Below are 17,411 nucleotides of genomic sequence, written 5' to 3'. Positions count from 1 at the left end.
TTGGAGTTGCCATGAGGGAGAAGCGCCCGGCGCTTGTCATCACGTTTCCCACCACGGCGGCCGCCATGGGCTGCGAGTCCCTGTGCATTGAGCGCGGCCTTCCTGGGCGAACGATTCCCGTGCCCGGGGAGGTCGCTGCCGGCTGCGGTCTGGCGTGGAAGGCGTTGCCTGCCGATGAGGAGCTGCTGCGCAGCGAGCTTGCCGCGGCGGGCGTTCCCACCGAGGGCTATACCGTGATTGATATGTGGGAGGTCGTGCGATGATCTACCTGGATAACGCGGCGACGACCATGCACAAGCCGCAGGCGGTCATCGATGCCGTGACGCAGGCGATGTGCTCGCTTGGCAATGCCGGGCGTGGCGCCACGTCGGGTGCGCTCGACGCGGCGCGTACCATCCACGGCTGTCGCGCCAAGCTTGCGCGCTTGCTGGGCTGCCCGCGTGCTGACCATGTTTGTTTTACGCCCAACTCCACCGCGGCGCTCAACACCGTCATCAATGGCGTGGTGCGCCCCGGCGACCGCGTGGTCACAACGGTGCTCGAGCACAACTCCGTGCTGCGTCCGCTCAACCGCCTGGCGGCAGAGCAGGGCGTGACCGTTGAGCATGCGGGCTGCGACGCGAACGGCGTGCTCGACTACGACGAGCTCGAGCGGTTGGTCACGCCGGGCACGCGTGCTGTGGTGGTGACGCACGCCTCCAATGTGACCGGCAACGCGGTCGACATTGCGCGCGTGGCTGCCATGGCCCATGCAGCCGGTGCGTTGGTGATCGTCGACGCTTCGCAGTCTGCCGGCACGGCGAAGATCGATATGGCTGGTATGGGGCTCGACATTGTGTGCTTTACCGGCCACAAGGGGCTCATGGGTCCGCAGGGGACCGGCGGCCTGGCCGTGGCGGAGGGCGTCGACGTGGCGCCCTGGGCTATGGGCGGTACGGGCGTACACAGTTTCGCTGCGCTGCAGCCGCTTGAGTGGCCTACGCGCCTGGAGGCGGGCACGCTCAACGGCCACGGCATCGCGGGACTTTCCGCAGGTCTCGACTTTATCGAGGCGCAAAGCGGAGTCGAGGCGATTGCGGCGCATGAGCGAGCACTGGCGGATCGCTTTCTCGCTGGCGTGCGCGAAATCCCGGAGATCAAGCTCTACGGCGCCTTTGACCAGCCGTCGCGCTCGGCGATCGTCTCACTCAACGTGGGTGATATCGACTCTGCCGAGATCTCGGACGCGCTCATGCAGGGGTGGGGGATTGCGACGCGCCCCGGTGCCCATTGCGCCCCACTCATGCACCGTGCGCTGGGAACCGAGCGCCAGGGCGTAGTTCGCTTCTCGTTTGGTTACTTCAACACGGCCGAGGAAGTCAACATGGCGATTGAGGCTCTGCGCGATTTGAGCTGCGATTAGACCAACCTTTTGCGCCCTTAGATAAACCGTTTACGCTACCTTCCCGCATTGTCGCTTATACAGGGTAATGTGAAATGATGGCCCACACTGGGACTCTGTATCTTTGCGAATTGCGGGAAGGTTCCTATGAACAGGATCACTGCTGCCCTCTATAGGTTTTTGGTTGTCTATCTTTCGGTTGCGATGGTCGTGACCTCGATACCCCTTGCGCCCCGCGCGGCCTATGCCGATGATGCCGGGGCGGTCGCCGTCGAGAGCGAGGCCCAAGAGACCGACTCGAGCTCTGACGCTGATGTCGATGCGGTCGATAACGCGTCGTCTTCGAGCGAGGGCAGCTCATCCACAACTTCCGACCAAACGAATAACGCTCAGGACGAATCGTCCAGCTCGGATACCAGCACTTCCACGTCGAGCTTGGCCCAAGACCTTTCGAGCTCCGCGACCAACTCCGATGCTGCAAAGAGCTTGGCTGCTACGGCGGAACCCTCGTCCGATGACAGCGAAGTCGATTCCCTCGTGTATGAGGACCCAACGGTCTATGAGTATGCCAAGCTTATGCCGAACGGCTATGTGTATCCGTGTGATGCAAGCGGAAACGTTACGGTAGAGATCGATGGAAACGACCCGTATGAGAACTCTGTCGATGGTAAATTGGTAACCAATCTGATCGTTGATTACGGAGTGGATGGGGTCCCCGGATATATTTGTGAGTATTCCTCCAATCTGCGTTCGGTGCGTTTTGAGAACAGCTCTATTTCTTCAATTGGACTACACGCCTTTTCTGGGTGCTCCAATCTCGCCGATATCAGCTTTTCCGGTATGACCATTGGAAGTATCGGAACAGGGGCCTTTTCTGGGTGCGGATCGCTTACGAGCCTGAACATTAATGACGTTGCTACCATCGGCTCTATGGGCGATGCCGCGTTTGCCTGGAGCGGGCTGCGGTCTACGGGTCTCGACAAGGTCGTTGGTCTCAGTTCGATTCCTGAGAACGCTTATAATGCCTGCAGCGCTCTGACCGATACCGGTCTGGGCGGGAACACATCCATCACGTCAATCGGCGTTAATGCGTTCAAAAACTGCTCCCGCCTTGCGACGACCGGACTTGAGAGCAATACGACGATCAAGACGCTCCGCGAAGGTTGCTTCTCCGGGACCAATATGAGCGGCGGGCTGACGCTGCCCCTTTATTCCAAAATCGAGGAACTGCCGAGCCGTGCGTTCTATGGCTCTAAGCTCGAAACCGTGTACCTTGGGTGCGACCATGTGGTGCTCATTAATTCCACCACGTTTCCCAAGCAATACATGACTGTCATGGTCCCTGCCAAGATGGTTTCGCAATACGAAAGCGGCCACCCTAAAGAGGTTTGGGAGAGCTGTAATGGTAGCCTGCCCGTCCCCGTAGGCAAGATGCTCCAAAAGATTGAGATCTCGCGTGATCCCGACAAGATGGCCTATCAGCCGGGGGAAAAGATCTCGCTCGAGGGCATGAGTGTCACATTTCAATATCCTCATTCGACGATGGATAGCGACTACGAAGCGCTCATAAAGGAAGAACTCGGCGAATACCTTACGGCGACCCCCTGCGATGGTGATGTCTTCGACGAGTCGATGGACGGAGAACCTATACAGCTCGTGTACGACGATGGCTACACGCGCCTTGTCGCGTACAGCAAGGGCAACCTGCAGCAGGCGGCCTACGAGTATGCCAAGCTCATGCCCAACTACTATCTGTATCCGTGCGACGCAAACGGAAATCTTACAGTAGAAATCGATGAGAACAGCCCGCGCGAGAACTCCGTCGACGGTCGAATGGTAACGAATTTGATTGTCGATTACGGGGTGGATGAAGTCGACGCACAGCTCTGTGCCGACTCTACCAATCTGCGTTCAGTGCGCTTTGAGAACACTTCCATTTCCAAAATCGGATTGCACGCCTTCTATAACTGCCCGAATCTCACCGATATCAGCCTTTCCGGTATGACCATCGGCACCATCGGGAAAGAGGCATTCTATGGCTGCAAGTCGCTTGCGAGCCTGAACATCAGCGAGACTACTACCATTGGCTCGATGGGCGACGCCGCGTTTGCCGAGAGTGGACTGGTGTCCACGGGGCTCGACAAGGTTATCGGCCTCACATCGATTCCCGACAGAGCCTACGAAGGCTGCAAGGCTCTGACCGATACCGGCCTGGACAAGAATGCCTCCATTACATCGATTGGCGTTTGCGCGTTCAGGTTTTGCTCGAACCTTGCTACCACAGGGCTCGAGAGCAACACAACGGTCGAAACGCTTGGCCACACCTGCTTCTACGGCACCGACTTGAGCGGCGGACTGACGCTGCCATATAACTCCAAGATCGAGGAGTTGCCGGAAAAGGCGTTTGGCAGTACCAATCTCGAGACCGTGTTCTTTGGGTGCAACCATGCGGTGCTCATTAACACCGACACGTTCCCCAAATACAACATGACCGTCATGGTCCCTGCCAGGATGATTCCGAAGTATGCTAACGGGCATCCCAAAGCTGTTTGGGAGAGGTGCAACGGCTGCCTGCCCGTCCCGGTGGGCAAGGTGCTCGAGAACGTTGAGATCTCACGCGACCCCAACAACATGACCTACGAGACGGGGGAGACCATTTCGCTCGAGGGCATGAGCGTTGAGCTCGATTACCCGCATACGGTATCGATTTGGAACTACGAGGCGCTCATACAGGAAGAGCTCGGCGAGTACCTTACGGCCACCCCCTGCGACGGTGACGTCTTCGATGAGTCGATGGACGGACAGCCCGTAAAGCTCGTGTATGACGACGGCTATTCGCATTTTGAAACCCAGACCAAGGGCACGCTACGGCTCAAGAAGCCTGAGCCGACGTCGTTCCAGATCTCCTATGCTCAAACGATCGATAAAGGCGAACGCAAACTGATGGACGGCGTTGAGCTGCCCGATGTTTCCGGCGCGACGACGATCGATGCGGGCGCCGAGGTCACGCTCGATGCCGGTGCTTTGGGGATGCTCAACGACAACATCACGTTTAAGGGTTGGTATGACACCGAGTCCGGCAAGTACATCTCCAGGGAGCCGGTCTACACGTTTACGCCGGATAAGGATCTGTCCCTGGAGGCTCGCTTTAAGCTCAAGGACTATGCGGTGCATGTCAACGATGCGCAGGCGACCGATTCGTCGCAGGACTATGCGCACCTGAGTGTTACCGCCCAAAACTGCTATCGCAATGCCGGCGAGACGGTTGAGGTTTCTGCCGTCACGGATAACGCCCTGTTCCTGGGCTGGTATCTGGGCGAGGGCGATGATGCGTTCGCCGCGAGCGATCAGCTCGACTTTACCTATACGGTGGACAAGGCGGACGCGATTGTGTCCGAGGACAAGACTGACGCTAGGATCGAGATCACTCCGCGATACTGCGCTCCGCAGGCGAGCGTTGTGCTGAGTGTGGATGGGGTCGATGAGAACGGGCAGCCGCTCGGGCAGTTCCTTTCCACCGGTCTGTACGGCATCGGGTCGCGCGTAACGGTCGTGGCGGTGCCAATGCCTGGCTATGTGTTTGACTACGCGACCGATGCCCTCGGCAACGTTGTCTTTACCGGCGACGATGGTCCGTCCTACACGTTTGTGCTCGAGGGAGATGTGCAGTACACCGCGCATTTCCGCGAGGCGACTGACCCCGACGAGTCACTCGCGGCGCTGAAGGCCGCGCTCATCGCCGCGATTACGGCTGCGGCCGTTCTCGCCACCATGTATGGCCTGGGCGAGACTGTCGACCCCATCGCGGCCGACGCGGTGATTGAGATCGGTATGGCCGACAACATTGAGGATGTTGCCGCTGTGGGCACCAAGGTGCTCAAGGAGATTAAGGACATCATCGACGACCACAAGAAGCCCAAGCCTCATGGCGACCATAAGATTGAGATTATTGCCACCGCGCAGCCCGAGGTGGGCGGTGCCGTTACCGGAGGCGGTATCCACTATGAGGGGACGGTCGCCACGCTCGAGGCTGTCGCCAATCCCGGCTATCGCTTCGTATGTTGGAAAGAGAACGGCGTCGAGGTCTCGACATCTCCTCTCAAGACGATGACGATCACGGACCTGACGCCCGAGGTTGTAAAGATGACGGCCGTCTTTGAGAAAAAAGTCGAGGTCACGGCAGTTGCCGAAGCCGATGGCATTCAGGCCGATTTTTCGACGGGCTGCACCGCAAGCCCTGTAAAGCAGAGCATCACCCGTGGCGATCAGGCTATGGTCACTGCGAGCGAGGGTCCCGACTATGCCTTTGTGGGATGGTTTGAGGACGGCATCGAGGTTTCGCCCGAGCGCACGTATATCTTCAAGGCCGAGGTCGACCGCCATCTGGTTGCGCGCTTCCGCAAGGCGGACAAGACCATCCTAGTGAATACCGATCCCTTCGACAGCGCCGAGGTGCTGTGCGATGGTGTGCCGGTCGTGGATGGCAAGGTTCGCGCGAAGGATGGGGACATTCTCACGTTTACGATGCGGCCCAAGGTGCGCCCCGACAATCCGGAGAAGACGTACCGCTTTGTAGAGTGGCGAGAAACCGATGCGCAGGGTATCACGATTGCCAACAAGCAGGAAGTTTGCGAATACCGCGTTAACGGGAATGCCCGGATCGAGGCTGTAATGGACGGCAGGGATGCGCATACTGTGCGTGCCGAGGCCGACCCGCTCGAGGGCGGTACCGTTACGCTGAAGCGCGGTGAGACTGCTGGCATGGTACTCGAGGTTCCCGAAGGCGAGCGCGTGACCGCGGAGGCCACCCCATCCGAGGGCTATATCTTCGACGGTTGGTATCTGAGCAACGGCGGCTCGGATGCCACCTCGACGCTGGTTTCGAGCGAGCGCTCCTATACCTTTGAGCCCATTACCGACTGCGTGATCCAGGCAAAGTTTACGCGTGCCTGCAAGGTGGACGTTGTCGTTGAGCCGGCCGCGGCCATGGCGGGCAAATATTTGGTGCACGGCGAGGGCTACTGCATGAAGGGCGAGCCTGCCACGCTGAGCATTGAGCTCACGGCCGAGGCGAGCAAACAATTTACCTTTAAGGGCTGGTACGACGCCAAGACGGACCTGCTTTTGGGCACCGACCCCAGCTACCTTGAGTTCTATCCCGAGGACGTGGAATGCACGGTGCGTGCGGTGTTTGAGGAAAACACGTATACCGTGACGGCGAAGGCAAAAAAGACCTTTGTGGAGCGCGGTGCCGTTGAGATCGAGGGGCATCCTGGCGCATCTTCTGTTACCTGTGGCTACGGCGATACAGTGATGCTCAAGGCAAAGGCCAACGACGGCTATCGTTTTGACCATTGGAAGGATGACTCCGGTAGGGAGTACGACACCGCCGAGCTGGTCGTCAAGGTCACCAAGAGCGATACCTATACCGCGATTTTTACCGACTCAAAGCCCGAGGTCATCGTCACCGCCGATTCATGGCTCGGCGGTACCGTGACGTGCAATGGGACCGTGGTGAAGCCTACGACCGATACGTTCAAATTAGGGGAAACCCTTCATTTGACGGCCAAGGCCCATCCTGGCTTTTTGTTCTGGGGTTGGTACGTCAATGGCCGCCTGAAGAGCCTTAAGCACGAGACCTCGTTGGTTGCGAAGGCTCGCGGTAAAACCGGGCACTGCGTTATTACCGCGGGCTTTGTGCCTATCGATACCGTCTGCGTGCCCCTCGCTGATCCTGCGGAGGGCGGCACCGTCAAGGCGAGCCGCGTTCTTGCGGACCGCGGCGCGGAGGTTGCCCTTAAGGCAACGCCCAATCCCGGTTATGTCTTTACTGGTTGGTATACGGCAGACGGCACGTTTGAGTCTGCCGATGCGGAGTTCACCTGCCACCAGGAGCGCAGCCATGTGCACATCGCTCGCTTTATGGCAAAAAGCTATGAAGTCGACGCCACGACGGTAGTCGATTCCGGCACCGGTTCGCTGGTCGAATCGAGTGTCGCCGGCTGGGCCGAGGGCACGGGTACCGTTGAGGCGGGGCATGCCGCCACGCTGACCGCGCATGCGCTTTCGGGCTATGCGTTTGAGTATTGGGCCGATGCTTCGGGCGCCGTGGTAAGCCGTGACAGCACCTATCACGTGGTGCCGACGTCTGACACGACGCTTCAGGCCGTGTTCTCGGCAAAACAATATACGGTGGACGTCTCGTGCGAGGAGAGCATGGGCACGGTCGAGGGCGCGGGGGCGTATGCCGCTGGACAGGTCGCAACCGTGCGTGCGGTCGCCGCCGAGGATACGGCTTTTGTGGGCTGGTTCCGTAACGGCACATGCGTGAGCTCCAAGAAAACCTATCGATTTGCCGTGCGTGAGGATACGTCGCTCTATGCCGTCTTTGCGTCGGGTTCGTATGTCGTGCATACCGTTGCTTCGCCTGCCGAGGGCGGAGCCGTGAGCGGCTTTGGTGGCTATGAGGCTGGCGACCGCGCAACGCTTCGTGCGATCGCCAACACCGGGTATTCGTTTGCGGGTTGGACGGACGACAAGGGCGAGACAGTCAGCGAGAACGCCGACTATACCGTTAAGGTCGCGGGTGACGCCACCTATACGGCGACCTTTACGCCTAAGTCCTATCAGGTCGTTTTGAGCGCGAGTGACGATAGCGTTAGCACCCTGAGCGGCGAGGGCTCCTATCAATTCGGTGATACGGTCGAACTCAACGCTACGCCTATGGGTACCAAGCGATTTGTCGGTTGGTATGTCCTGGATGCCGAGGGCAACAAGTTGCTGCTGAGCTGCGACGCCCATTGCTGGGTTAAGCTCGACAAGGACATGGTCGAGGGGCTCGAGGACGATACGTTGGAGCTCCAGGCCGTGTTTGCCGATCCGTACGAGGTGACCGTTACGGGCGAGGTCGTGGTGAAGGACAAGGCTTCGAACAGGGGCTGCCGTGTTACGGGCAGCGGTAGCTTTGCCGTGGGCGACCAGGTGGAACTGTCCGCTGTTGCCGGTATGGGCTATCGCTTTGTGGGCTGGAGCACCGATAAGGAGGGCACCTCGATTGTCGAGACCGCGACGACCCTCGATGTGACCGCCACGCAAGACATAACGTACTACGCGCAGTTCGAATCCGATGGACAGGTGACCATTACCGTCACTGGCTCGTCCATCTTCCGCGGTACGGCCCTTCTGATCGACGGCATTCCTGCCGGCAGCAGGTCCTACGACAGGGGCGACATGTTTATGGCCATCGCGATTCCGTGGAAGAAGTACCACTTCTCGCATTGGGTCGACGATGCGGGTGTCACGGTGAGCTACAGCGCGTTCTATATCGGTACCGCAAAGGAGAATAGGCAGCTTACGGCCGTGTTCTACGAGACGGGCTGCGATGTTCAGGTCGCTACGTATCCTAAGGATGCTGGCTTTTCGATGGTAGCGCTCGGTACGGGTGGCTCCTACCACTCCGCGGCGATTATGTTTACCGTGCCGCATAAGGGTTGGAAGTTTAAATACTGGGTCGATGAGAACGGCATGCCCGTTGGCTTTACGCCGGTCATTAACCGCGTGGTGTTTGGCAACCGAACCTTTACGGCCGTTTATGAACGGGCGACGATGTCGGTTACGGCGGTTGATCCGCGTCAGGGCGGACACGTCGAGGGCTCCTCCGAGGACGAATCTCTGGGCTATGCCGTGACCAACGAAGTCGAGAACGGTGAGTCCACGACCCTGACTGCCGTTTCCGATGCGGGGTATGTGTTCGATGGGTGGTATGCGCGCAATGATGACGGGTCGTTGGGCGATGAGCCGCTGAGCACGGATGCTACCTGGACGTTTGTCCCCGAGGACAACATGACCGTCGAGGCGCGCTTTGCGGAGGCGCCTAAGTACAAGGTGACGGCCCGAGCGGTCAACGGATCGGTTGATTCGGAGTCTGCTTTGGACGCTACGGATGGTAAGGTGACGCTTTCGGCGACGCCCGATGAGGGCTGCTACCTGACGCGCGTGACCGTTGCCGAAGAGGCAGGTGATGACGGTTCGGCCGGCAATGCCTATGACCTTGATATTTCTGACTATAAGGGTGGGGCGTACGAGGTCACACTGAGTGGCGTGAGTGCTCAGCAAAAGGTCACGTTTGAATTCGAGAAGGCTGCGGCTCCGGAGGTGCTCGCTCAGCCGCGGGATGCGAGTGCTTACGAGGGCGATCCGGTTGAGCTTTCGGTCGTCGCCGAGGCGGGGCGCAACGTTCGCGTCCATGCGGCCGTGTCTTCTGGATCCGCTGCAGACGTCAAGCTGAGCTACCAGTGGTATCGCGTGTCTGACGATGGCGGCAAGGCGGTGGCGCTGAAGAGCGAGACGGGGGAGACTCTTTCGATCGCCCAGCTCGACAGCGACGGCGAAGGCGAGTACTTCTGCCGCATTACGCAGAACTACCTAGGCACGGTGGCAAAGACGGATACCGAACATGCGAAGGTATCCATCGTGCCCCGAGAAGCACTTGTGTTTAACGGGCGCGTGCTGCCGGTGGCGACCGCTCACGATGAATACCGCGCGCAGATTGCCGGCGCTATGGGCGGCAAGGCGCCGTATGCGTACAACTTGGATGATGTTGAGGTTCCTGAGGGCATGCAGCTGACGCTGGCAGATGACGGATCGGGCGCCTTGGTGCTCTCGGGCGTGCCTGCGGCCACGGGTGCGTGTCGCTTCAAGATTAGGTGCACTGATGACCTGGGCAACAAGTGCGATGCGCACTTCGTGCTGCTCGTGAAGGCGAAGAAAGCCCCGCTTGCATTTGAGGGCCAGACCTTTACCTACAACGCGACGGCGCAGGCCCCGGAGCTCTCGGGCGTGCCCGAGGGTTGCGAGGACGATGTCAAACTGACCTATGTTGGCACGGGTGACACACATTACTCGTCGGATCAGGCGCCGGTGGATGCCGGCACGTATCGTGCGGTGGCGACGCTCGATGCCAAGGGATATGTCGGTAATGCCTCCTGTGACTTCACGATCGAGAAGGCCCCGGTCGATATTTCGATCGAGACGGCTGATGTGACATACGATGGCGCACGACACGGTGCGGCGGTTGCGGTTGCCGGTCTTGATACGTCTGCCTATTCCGTTGCCTATCGAGGTATAGATGGAACGTCCTATGGTCCGACGGCGCTGGAGCCGTACGACAGTGGCAACTACCGCGTCACGGTTAAGGTGACTGACCCCAACTATCAGGGTAAAAAGTCCGCCGAGTTCTCGATTGCAAAGGCAAGCCAGGTCATTACGGGAACGACGAGCTATTCGGGTGTTTACGGTGGAGACCCCATTGTGTTTAACAACGTTGCCCAGACTCCCGTGAGCTTTGAGCTGGTTGATTCCGATGACGATGCGAGCCCGGTTTCGATTAAGGGACGCTGTGCGACGGTGAAGGCCGCCGGTACGGCGCGTGTTGTCGCCCATGCCGCTGCCTCGCGTAACTATCTTGCTGCCGAAGACGTTGAACTGACGGTTGCTGTTGCGCCGGCTCAGCTGCTGGTGAAGGTCGACGATGCCGAACGCTTTGAGGGCCAGGAGAATCCCGAGTTTACTTCCAGCTTGGTGAGCCGTTGCGACACCTCGGACGTAAAGGTCACGTACTTCTGCTCGGCGAATAAGAAATCGCCAGCGGGTGAGTACCAGATCGACGCGGCGGTCGCCGATCCGAACTTTGATGTCGCGGTCGACCCCGGCACGCTGACGGTCAAGAAGAAGCCCGAGCACTACAAGGTGACGGCGAAGGCAGTCAACGGTTCGGTCAACAATGCTTTGGTTTCGGTTGTTGAGGGCGGGGACGCGATCCTCTCGGCGACGCCCGACGAGGGCTGCTACCTCGAGCGCGTGACGGTCGTGCAGGCCGGCTCGGATGCGACCGTTGACCTCGACATTTCTGATTACAAGGGCGGGGCGTACGAGGTCACGCTGAACGATGTCACCGCATCGCAGGAGGTCACGTTCGAGTTTGCGAAGGCGGACGCTCCGCGTGTGGTCGCGCAGGCGAAGGACGTGAGCGTCCACGAGGGCGATACCGTCGCGCTCTCGGTCGCTGCCGAGGCAGGCAAGAACGTCGCCGACCACGCGGCCTCGTCCACGGGTTGCGCTGCCGAGGTTGAGCTTTCCTACCAGTGGTTCCGCATGGCGAATGGCAAGGCCGTGGCGCTCGATGGCGAGACGGGGGAGACGCTCTCGCTCGCGGACCTCGATGACGAGAAAGCCGGCGAGTACTTCTGCCGCATCACTCAACGCTACCTTGGTACTGAGAAGCAAGCGGACAGTGATTGTGCCGCCGTTTCCGTCGTGCCGTGGGACACCCTTGTGTTTAACGGCGACCTGCTGCCGGCAGCGAGCGCGCACGGCACGTACCTCGCAACGATTGCCGGGGCCGCGGGCGGCAAGGCTCCGTACGAGTACGCATGGGATGAGACGAAGCTCCCCGACGGATTCAAGCTTTCCCGTACACCGGGCGGTCTGACGCTCTCGGGCATCCCGTCCAAGACGGGCGTTTCCGCCTTTGATATCACGTGCAGGGATGCTCGTGGCGAGGCCATGACCGCCCGCTTTGCGCTTGTTGTCCAGGCAAAGCACGTAAAGCTATCGTTCACGGATAGCGACTTTACCTTTAATGGCGCGTCGCAGGCGCCCGAAGTTTCCGGTGCTCCTAAGGTCTGCAAGGGCGACCTTAGGGTCTGGTACTTCGGTACCGGAAGCACGCAATATTCCTCGACGGAGGCCCCGACCGATGCCGGCACGTACCGCGCTGTCGTCACGCTGCGCAGCCACGGCTACATCGGTGCCGCTACCTGCCAGTTCGAGATCGCTCCGGCAAAGCTCAAGGTGAAGGTTGACGACGCCGAGCGCTTCGAGGGAGAGGCGAACCCAGCGTTTACCTCGCGCCTGGAGGGTGCGGTTGACACTTCGGGTGTGAAGGTCGAGTATTCCTGCGATGCCGATGAGAGCTCTCCTGCTGGCGAGTACCAGATCGGCGCGACGGTCACCGACCCGAACTTCGATGTCGAGGTCGTGCCCGGAACGCTGACGGTGAAAAAGAAGCAGGAGCCCGTCGATCCAGACCCGGTGGTTCCGGACCCGGACAATCCTGATCCGGACAACCCGGATCCCGATCAGCCTGATCCTGGTCCCAACCCCGACCCGGATCCTAACCCTGAACCTGATAATCCTGATCCGGGCCCCAAGCCGGATCCCGATAATCCCGACCCTGATAACCCCGAGCCCGATAACCCGGACAAGCCCGAGCGCATTGAGGTGACGGCAAAGGCGGTCAACGGTTCGGTCGACAACGCTTCCGTCACCGTTGATGCGGGCGGCGACGTGACGCTCTCGGCGACGCCCGACGAGGGCTGCTACCTCGAGCTGGTGACGGTCACGGAAGCCGGCTCGGACAAGGCCATCGATCTCGATATCTCCGACTATGAGGGCGGGGCGTACGAGGTCACGTTGAGTAGCGTCACCGCGTCGCAGGAGGTCACGTTCGAGTTCGTGAAGGCGGACGCTCCGAAGGTGATCGCCCAGCCGCAGGATGCGAGCGCCCACGAGAGCGATGCTGTCGTGCTCTCGGTTGCTGCCGAGGCGGGCAAGGGCGTCCTCGACCACGCGTCCTCGTCCACGGGTTCCGCCGCTGATGTCGAACTGTCCTATCAATGGTTCCACATGGTGGGCGGCGAGGCCGTGGCGCTCGAGGGCGAGACGGGGGAGACGCTCCTCATCGAGGGCCTCGATGACGATTGCGCCGGCGAGTATTTCTGCCGCGTCACCCAGCGCTACCTTGGTACCGAGACGCAGGTGGAAAGCGATCGTGCCGTCGTTTCCGTTGTGCCCCGGGATGCCCTTGTGTTCAACGGCGGTCTGCTGCCGGTCGCACGTGCGCATAGCACGTATCGCGCGACGATTTCGGGCGCCGCGGGTGGCGAAGCTCCGTATGAGTACACGTGGGACGACGCTAAGCTCCCCGACGGGTTTAAGCTTACCCGCACAGCGGGCGGTTTGACGCTCTCGGGCACCCCGTCCAAGGTCGGAGTGTCTACCTTTGACATCACGTGCAAGGATGCTCAGGGCAAGACCGTGACCGCGCACTTTGTTCTAGTCGTTCAGGCGAAGCGGGTCGAGCTTGCATTTGAGGGCGGCAACTTCGTCTATAGCGGTGATGCTCAAGCGCCCAAGGTCACGGGGGTTCCCAAGGCCTGCGAAGGTGACCTGAGGGTTAGGTACTACGGGACGGGCGGCACGCACTATTCGTCGAGTGAGGCCCCGACCGATGCCGGCACGTATCGCGCCGTTGCCACGCTGCGAAGCGACGGGTATATCAGCGCCGCCTCGCGCAAGTTCAAGATTTCACCGGCGAAGCTTAAGGTAAAGGTCGACGATGTTGAACGCTTCGAGGGAGAGATGAATCCCGCCTTTACCTCGAGCCTAAAGAGCTCGGCTGATACCTCGGGCGTGAAGGTCGAGTACTCCTGCGTCGCCGATGAGAGTTCCCCGGCGGGCGAGTACCAGATCGGGGCGACGGTCGCCGACCCGAACTTCGATGTCACGGTTGAGCCCGGTACGCTGACGGTGAAGAAGAAGCAGGAGCCTGTCGACCCGGACCCGGTGGTTCCCGATCCGGACAAGCCCGATGGACCCGATCCGGACAAGCCGGACCCGGACAAGCCCGAGCCTGACCAGCCTGATCCGGGCAAGCCTGAGCCCGACAAACCGGAGCCTGATCAGCCGGACAAGCCGGACCCGGATAACCCGGATAAGCCTGAGCCTGACAACCCGAGCAAGCCAGAGCCGGAAAAGCCCGGAACGCCCGATTCCGACCAGCCGGATTCAAAGGATCCGACAAAACCCGGTAGTTCGGATGACTCCGCAGCTGATAAGGCAAAGGCTTCGGGCGCGGAAAACTCCGGCAAGAAGGAATCTTCCAAGTCGAGCGCTCAGCAGCTCGCCGACACGGGCGATCGTGCGCCATTGGCCGTCGCTGTCGCTGCAGGCGCCGTTGCGCTTGTCGCGCTGGGACTCGAGCTGCTGCGTCGCCGTCGCTCGGACGCGTAACGGCTCAAAAGGGGCGGCTAGATTGAAGCTTTGCGCGATTTAGTCTGCTAAAGCGTATATACTTGCGGGACGGGTCTTTTGCCCGTCCCGTTTTTGTTTTTGACTCGAAAGGTGGTCCCATGGCTTCATCCGCTCCGCGCGGTCTGCGCTCCGACCATGTCGTCACCGTCGGCATCGCTCTGTTCTCGATGCTCTTTGGCGCCGGCAACCTCATTATTCCGCCGCTGCTGGCGCTGCAGGCAGGTTCCGCCACGCCGGTCGCCATGTTCGGCTTTCTGATTGCCGCCATCGGCCTGCCCGTCATGGGCTTTATCGCCGTGGCGCTTGCCGGAACGGCGCGCGAGCTTGCTGGCCGCGTGCACCCCAAGTTTGGCGAGTTCTTTGTCGCGGCGGTGTATCTGGCCATTGGCCCGTGCCTGGCCATTCCGCGTACGAGTTCCACGGCCTTCGAGATGCTGGTGCCGCTGTTGCCCGAGGGCGTCTCGCTCGGCACGGCGCGCCTGGTGTTTGCCGTCGGCTTCTTCGTCGTCGCGTTTGCGCTCACGCTGCGCCCGGGCGTCATCACACGCGTGCTCGGCCGCATTACGGGCCCCGCGCTCATTGCCCTTATCGTATTGGTCGTGGGTGCCGCCATGGTCTCGCCGCTGGGCCCCGCCGCCGCGCCGCAGGCTCCCTATGATGCCGGTGCTGCCGTGCAGGGCTTTTTGACCGGCTACCAGACCATGGACCTGCTCGCGTCGCTCGCCTTTGGCATCATCATCGCCGAGACCATCCACGAGCTGGGCGTTACCGATGACAAGCGCGTGGCCTTCGAGATTTCGCGATCCGGCGTGATCGCCGGCGTGCTCATGGCCATCATCTACTGCGGCTTGGGACTTGCCGGTATGCAGCTCGGCACCGTGATGCCCGACGCTACCAACGGCGCCGCCATCCTCGCCCGTTCGGCCTCCATGCATTTTGGGCTTGCCGGCACGGTCGTGGTCTTCGCCATCTTCTTCCTCGCCTGCATGAACGTGTGCATCGGCCTCATCAGCTGCTGCTCGCGTTACTTCTGCGAGACGTATGTGGTCGAAGGGGGAGCGGAGGCCTCTGAGGAGGCCATGCGCCGTCCCTTTGCGGTTCTCGCCTTTGTGTTCGCAGCGTTTTCGTGCGTGCTCTCCAACGTGGGCCTCGACGTGATTCTTATGTTCTCGGTGCCCATGCTCAACGCCTTGTATCCCGTTGCCATCGTGCTGGTACTGATGGGCCTGGTGCACGGCTTTTGCGACGCTCATCCGCAGGTGTGGGTCTGGGTCGGCGGCGTTGTCGCGGTGCAGAGCGTGATTACCTCGGTCCGCGATGCGTTCTTTACGGGCGCGTGGCTGCCGTTCGATGCGCTGCCGCTGGCAGACATTGGAGCCGCGTGGGCGCCGGTTGCCGTGGTGGCGTTTGTGATCGGCCTGCTCCACAGTCGGTTTGTCGTACATTCGAGGAGCTAGGGTATCGTCGCTTGCACAGGCGGGGAGTCTCCCCTATAATTTCCTTCGCTTTGGGACACGCAAGGTTTAGACCTTAGCTGCTCAACACCTTCGGGACGTGGCGCAGTTTGGTAGCGCGCCTGCTTTGGGAGCAGGATGTCGCAGGTTCAAATCCTGTCGTCCCGACCATATCTTGCGGGCGTAGTTCAATGGTAGAACCCCAGCCTTCCAAGCTGATGACGCGGGTTCGATTCCCGTCGCCCGCTCCATAAGAATTGTTTTAACGGCTTTGGTTTCCTTTGGGGATCAGAGCTGTTTTCGTTTACGCGCCGGGCGACGGGAATCGAACCCGCCAGGGTGCGGAGCTGAGAAAATGCGTGAGCATTTCCAGCGCAGCACGCAAGGGCCGAAGGCCCGCAGCGAAGCAAATCCTTGGACTTCCCGTCGCCCGCTCCAAGCTATATAATCGCAGGCCAATATGCTAATTTGGCTCGCGTTTATTTTTTATACCGTCCGACCTCGCAGGGCAAATGAACCAGGAGCGTTTGTCCCGAATCGTAAGAAAGAAGTGATTTCCATGGCACAGAGTAAGGCAGAATACCCCACCTCCGATTGCCTGGCGCCCGCCGCGATCGAGGCGAAGACCGAGGCCGCAGGCGTTACCAAGGCCAACCTGCCGGTCTCGAAGGCCTTTTTGCTCGCCATGTTCGCCGGCGCGTTCATCGCCTTCGGCGGCCTGTTCTTCACGGTCTTTCTGAGCGATCCCACGCTTTGCTGGGGCGCCCAGCGCTTCGTGGGCGGTCTTGCTTTTTGCCTGGGACTGGTGCTCGTGCTCATTTGCGGCGCGGAACTGTTTACCGGCAACTCGCTTATGGTCTGCGCGCTTAAGAGCAACAAGATCACGCTCGTCCAGATGCTCAAGGCTTGGGCTATTGTGTGGATCGGCAATTTTGCCGGCGCCCTCTTCGTTGTCTTTTTGATTTACATGGCAGCTATTTACAAGCTCAACGGCGAGGCCGTCGCCAACGCCATGGTGAGCGTCGCCGCCGGTAAGGTTACGATCGACGCCGTTACCATCTTCTTCCGCGGCATTCTGTGCAACATCTTTGTCTGCCTGGCCGTATGGATCGGCACTGCCGGCAAGACCGTGGTCGATAAGGTCGTGGGCATTTTGCTGCCCATTGCCGCCTTTGTGGCCTGCGGTTTTGAGCACTGCGTTGCCAACATGTACTTTTTGCCCATGGGTATTTTGATGCACTCCTGCGGCTATGGAGCCGATGTCGCTGGCGCCGATGCCCTCAACGCTGCCGGGTTGGCGCTCAACCTTACGGTCGCCACGCTGGGCAATATCGTGGGTGGCGCCCTGATCGTGGCGCTGGGCTACTGGTTTATCTACGCCAATAAGGAGGCCTAAAGCCACCAAGCCATAACCGACCAAAAAGGGACAGGTTTATTTTGGCAGGTTTTAGACGAGGCGCTTCGACGTCTTGTCACGAGCTGCC

The 17,411-nt window shown here is 60.3% G+C and carries 5 protein-coding genes and 2 tRNA genes; all 7 read left to right on the top strand.

The features are described 5' to 3' along the window. Positions 1-11 precede the first annotated feature (11 nt). The 7 genes from DXD39_RS05230 (at position 12) to DXD39_RS05175 (ending at position 17,323) form a co-directional block, all read left to right on the top strand. Complete coding sequence (locus tag DXD39_RS05230) at positions 12-263, top strand: DUF3343 domain-containing protein (RefSeq protein ID WP_117765837.1); 252 nt, start codon at positions 12-14, stop codon at positions 261-263. After that, positions 260-1,402 (top strand): aminotransferase class V-fold PLP-dependent enzyme, encoded by a 1,143-nt coding sequence (locus DXD39_RS05225; RefSeq protein WP_117803337.1) that lies wholly within the window; start codon positions 260-262, stop codon positions 1,400-1,402. Before DXD39_RS05230 ends, DXD39_RS05225 begins: the two co-directional genes overlap by 4 nt. 126 nt (positions 1,403-1,528) lie before the next feature. Beyond that, a complete protein-coding gene (locus DXD39_RS10155; RefSeq protein WP_158565445.1) occupies positions 1,529-14,452 on the top strand; it encodes a leucine-rich repeat protein in 12,924 nt (4,307 codons plus the stop codon). Positions 14,453-14,571: 119 nt separating this feature from the next. Then, entirely contained in the window at positions 14,572-15,930 is a 1,359-nt protein-coding gene (brnQ, locus tag DXD39_RS05190; RefSeq protein WP_117736417.1) for a branched-chain amino acid transport system II carrier protein, read from the top strand. A gap of 91 nt (positions 15,931-16,021) precedes the next feature. Further along, positions 16,022-16,098, top strand: a tRNA-Pro gene (locus DXD39_RS05185). 6 nt (positions 16,099-16,104) lie between these two features. Then, positions 16,105-16,178: transfer RNA gene (locus DXD39_RS05180), tRNA-Gly, on the top strand. Between the two features lie 308 nt (positions 16,179-16,486). Next, on the top strand, positions 16,487-17,323 hold the full coding sequence (locus DXD39_RS05175; RefSeq protein WP_117803336.1) for a formate/nitrite transporter family protein: 837 nt from the start codon (positions 16,487-16,489) through the stop codon (positions 17,321-17,323). The last annotated feature ends 88 nt before the right edge of the window (positions 17,324-17,411 follow it).

The sequence above is a fragment of the Collinsella sp. TM04-29 genome, from assembly GCF_003466565.1.
Classification (GTDB): domain Bacteria; phylum Actinomycetota; class Coriobacteriia; order Coriobacteriales; family Coriobacteriaceae; genus Collinsella.
The sequence above is the reverse complement of the archived record's forward strand: the minus strand, read 5'-3'. Positions and strand labels throughout refer to the sequence as shown.

Bases quoted from the DNA above. Each gene is read 5' to 3' on its own strand.
- DXD39_RS05230 (WP_117765837.1), top strand. From the start codon at position 12: ATGAGGGAGAAGCGCCCGGCGCTTGTCATCACGTTTCCCACCACGGCG.
- DXD39_RS05225 (WP_117803337.1), top strand. From the start codon at position 260: ATGATCTACCTGGATAACGCGGCGACGACCATGCACAAGCCGCAGGCG.
- DXD39_RS10155 (WP_158565445.1), top strand. From the start codon at position 1,529: ATGAACAGGATCACTGCTGCCCTCTATAGGTTTTTGGTTGTCTATCTT.
- brnQ (WP_117736417.1), top strand. From the start codon at position 14,572: ATGGCTTCATCCGCTCCGCGCGGTCTGCGCTCCGACCATGTCGTCACC.
- DXD39_RS05175 (WP_117803336.1), top strand. From the start codon at position 16,487: ATGGCACAGAGTAAGGCAGAATACCCCACCTCCGATTGCCTGGCGCCC.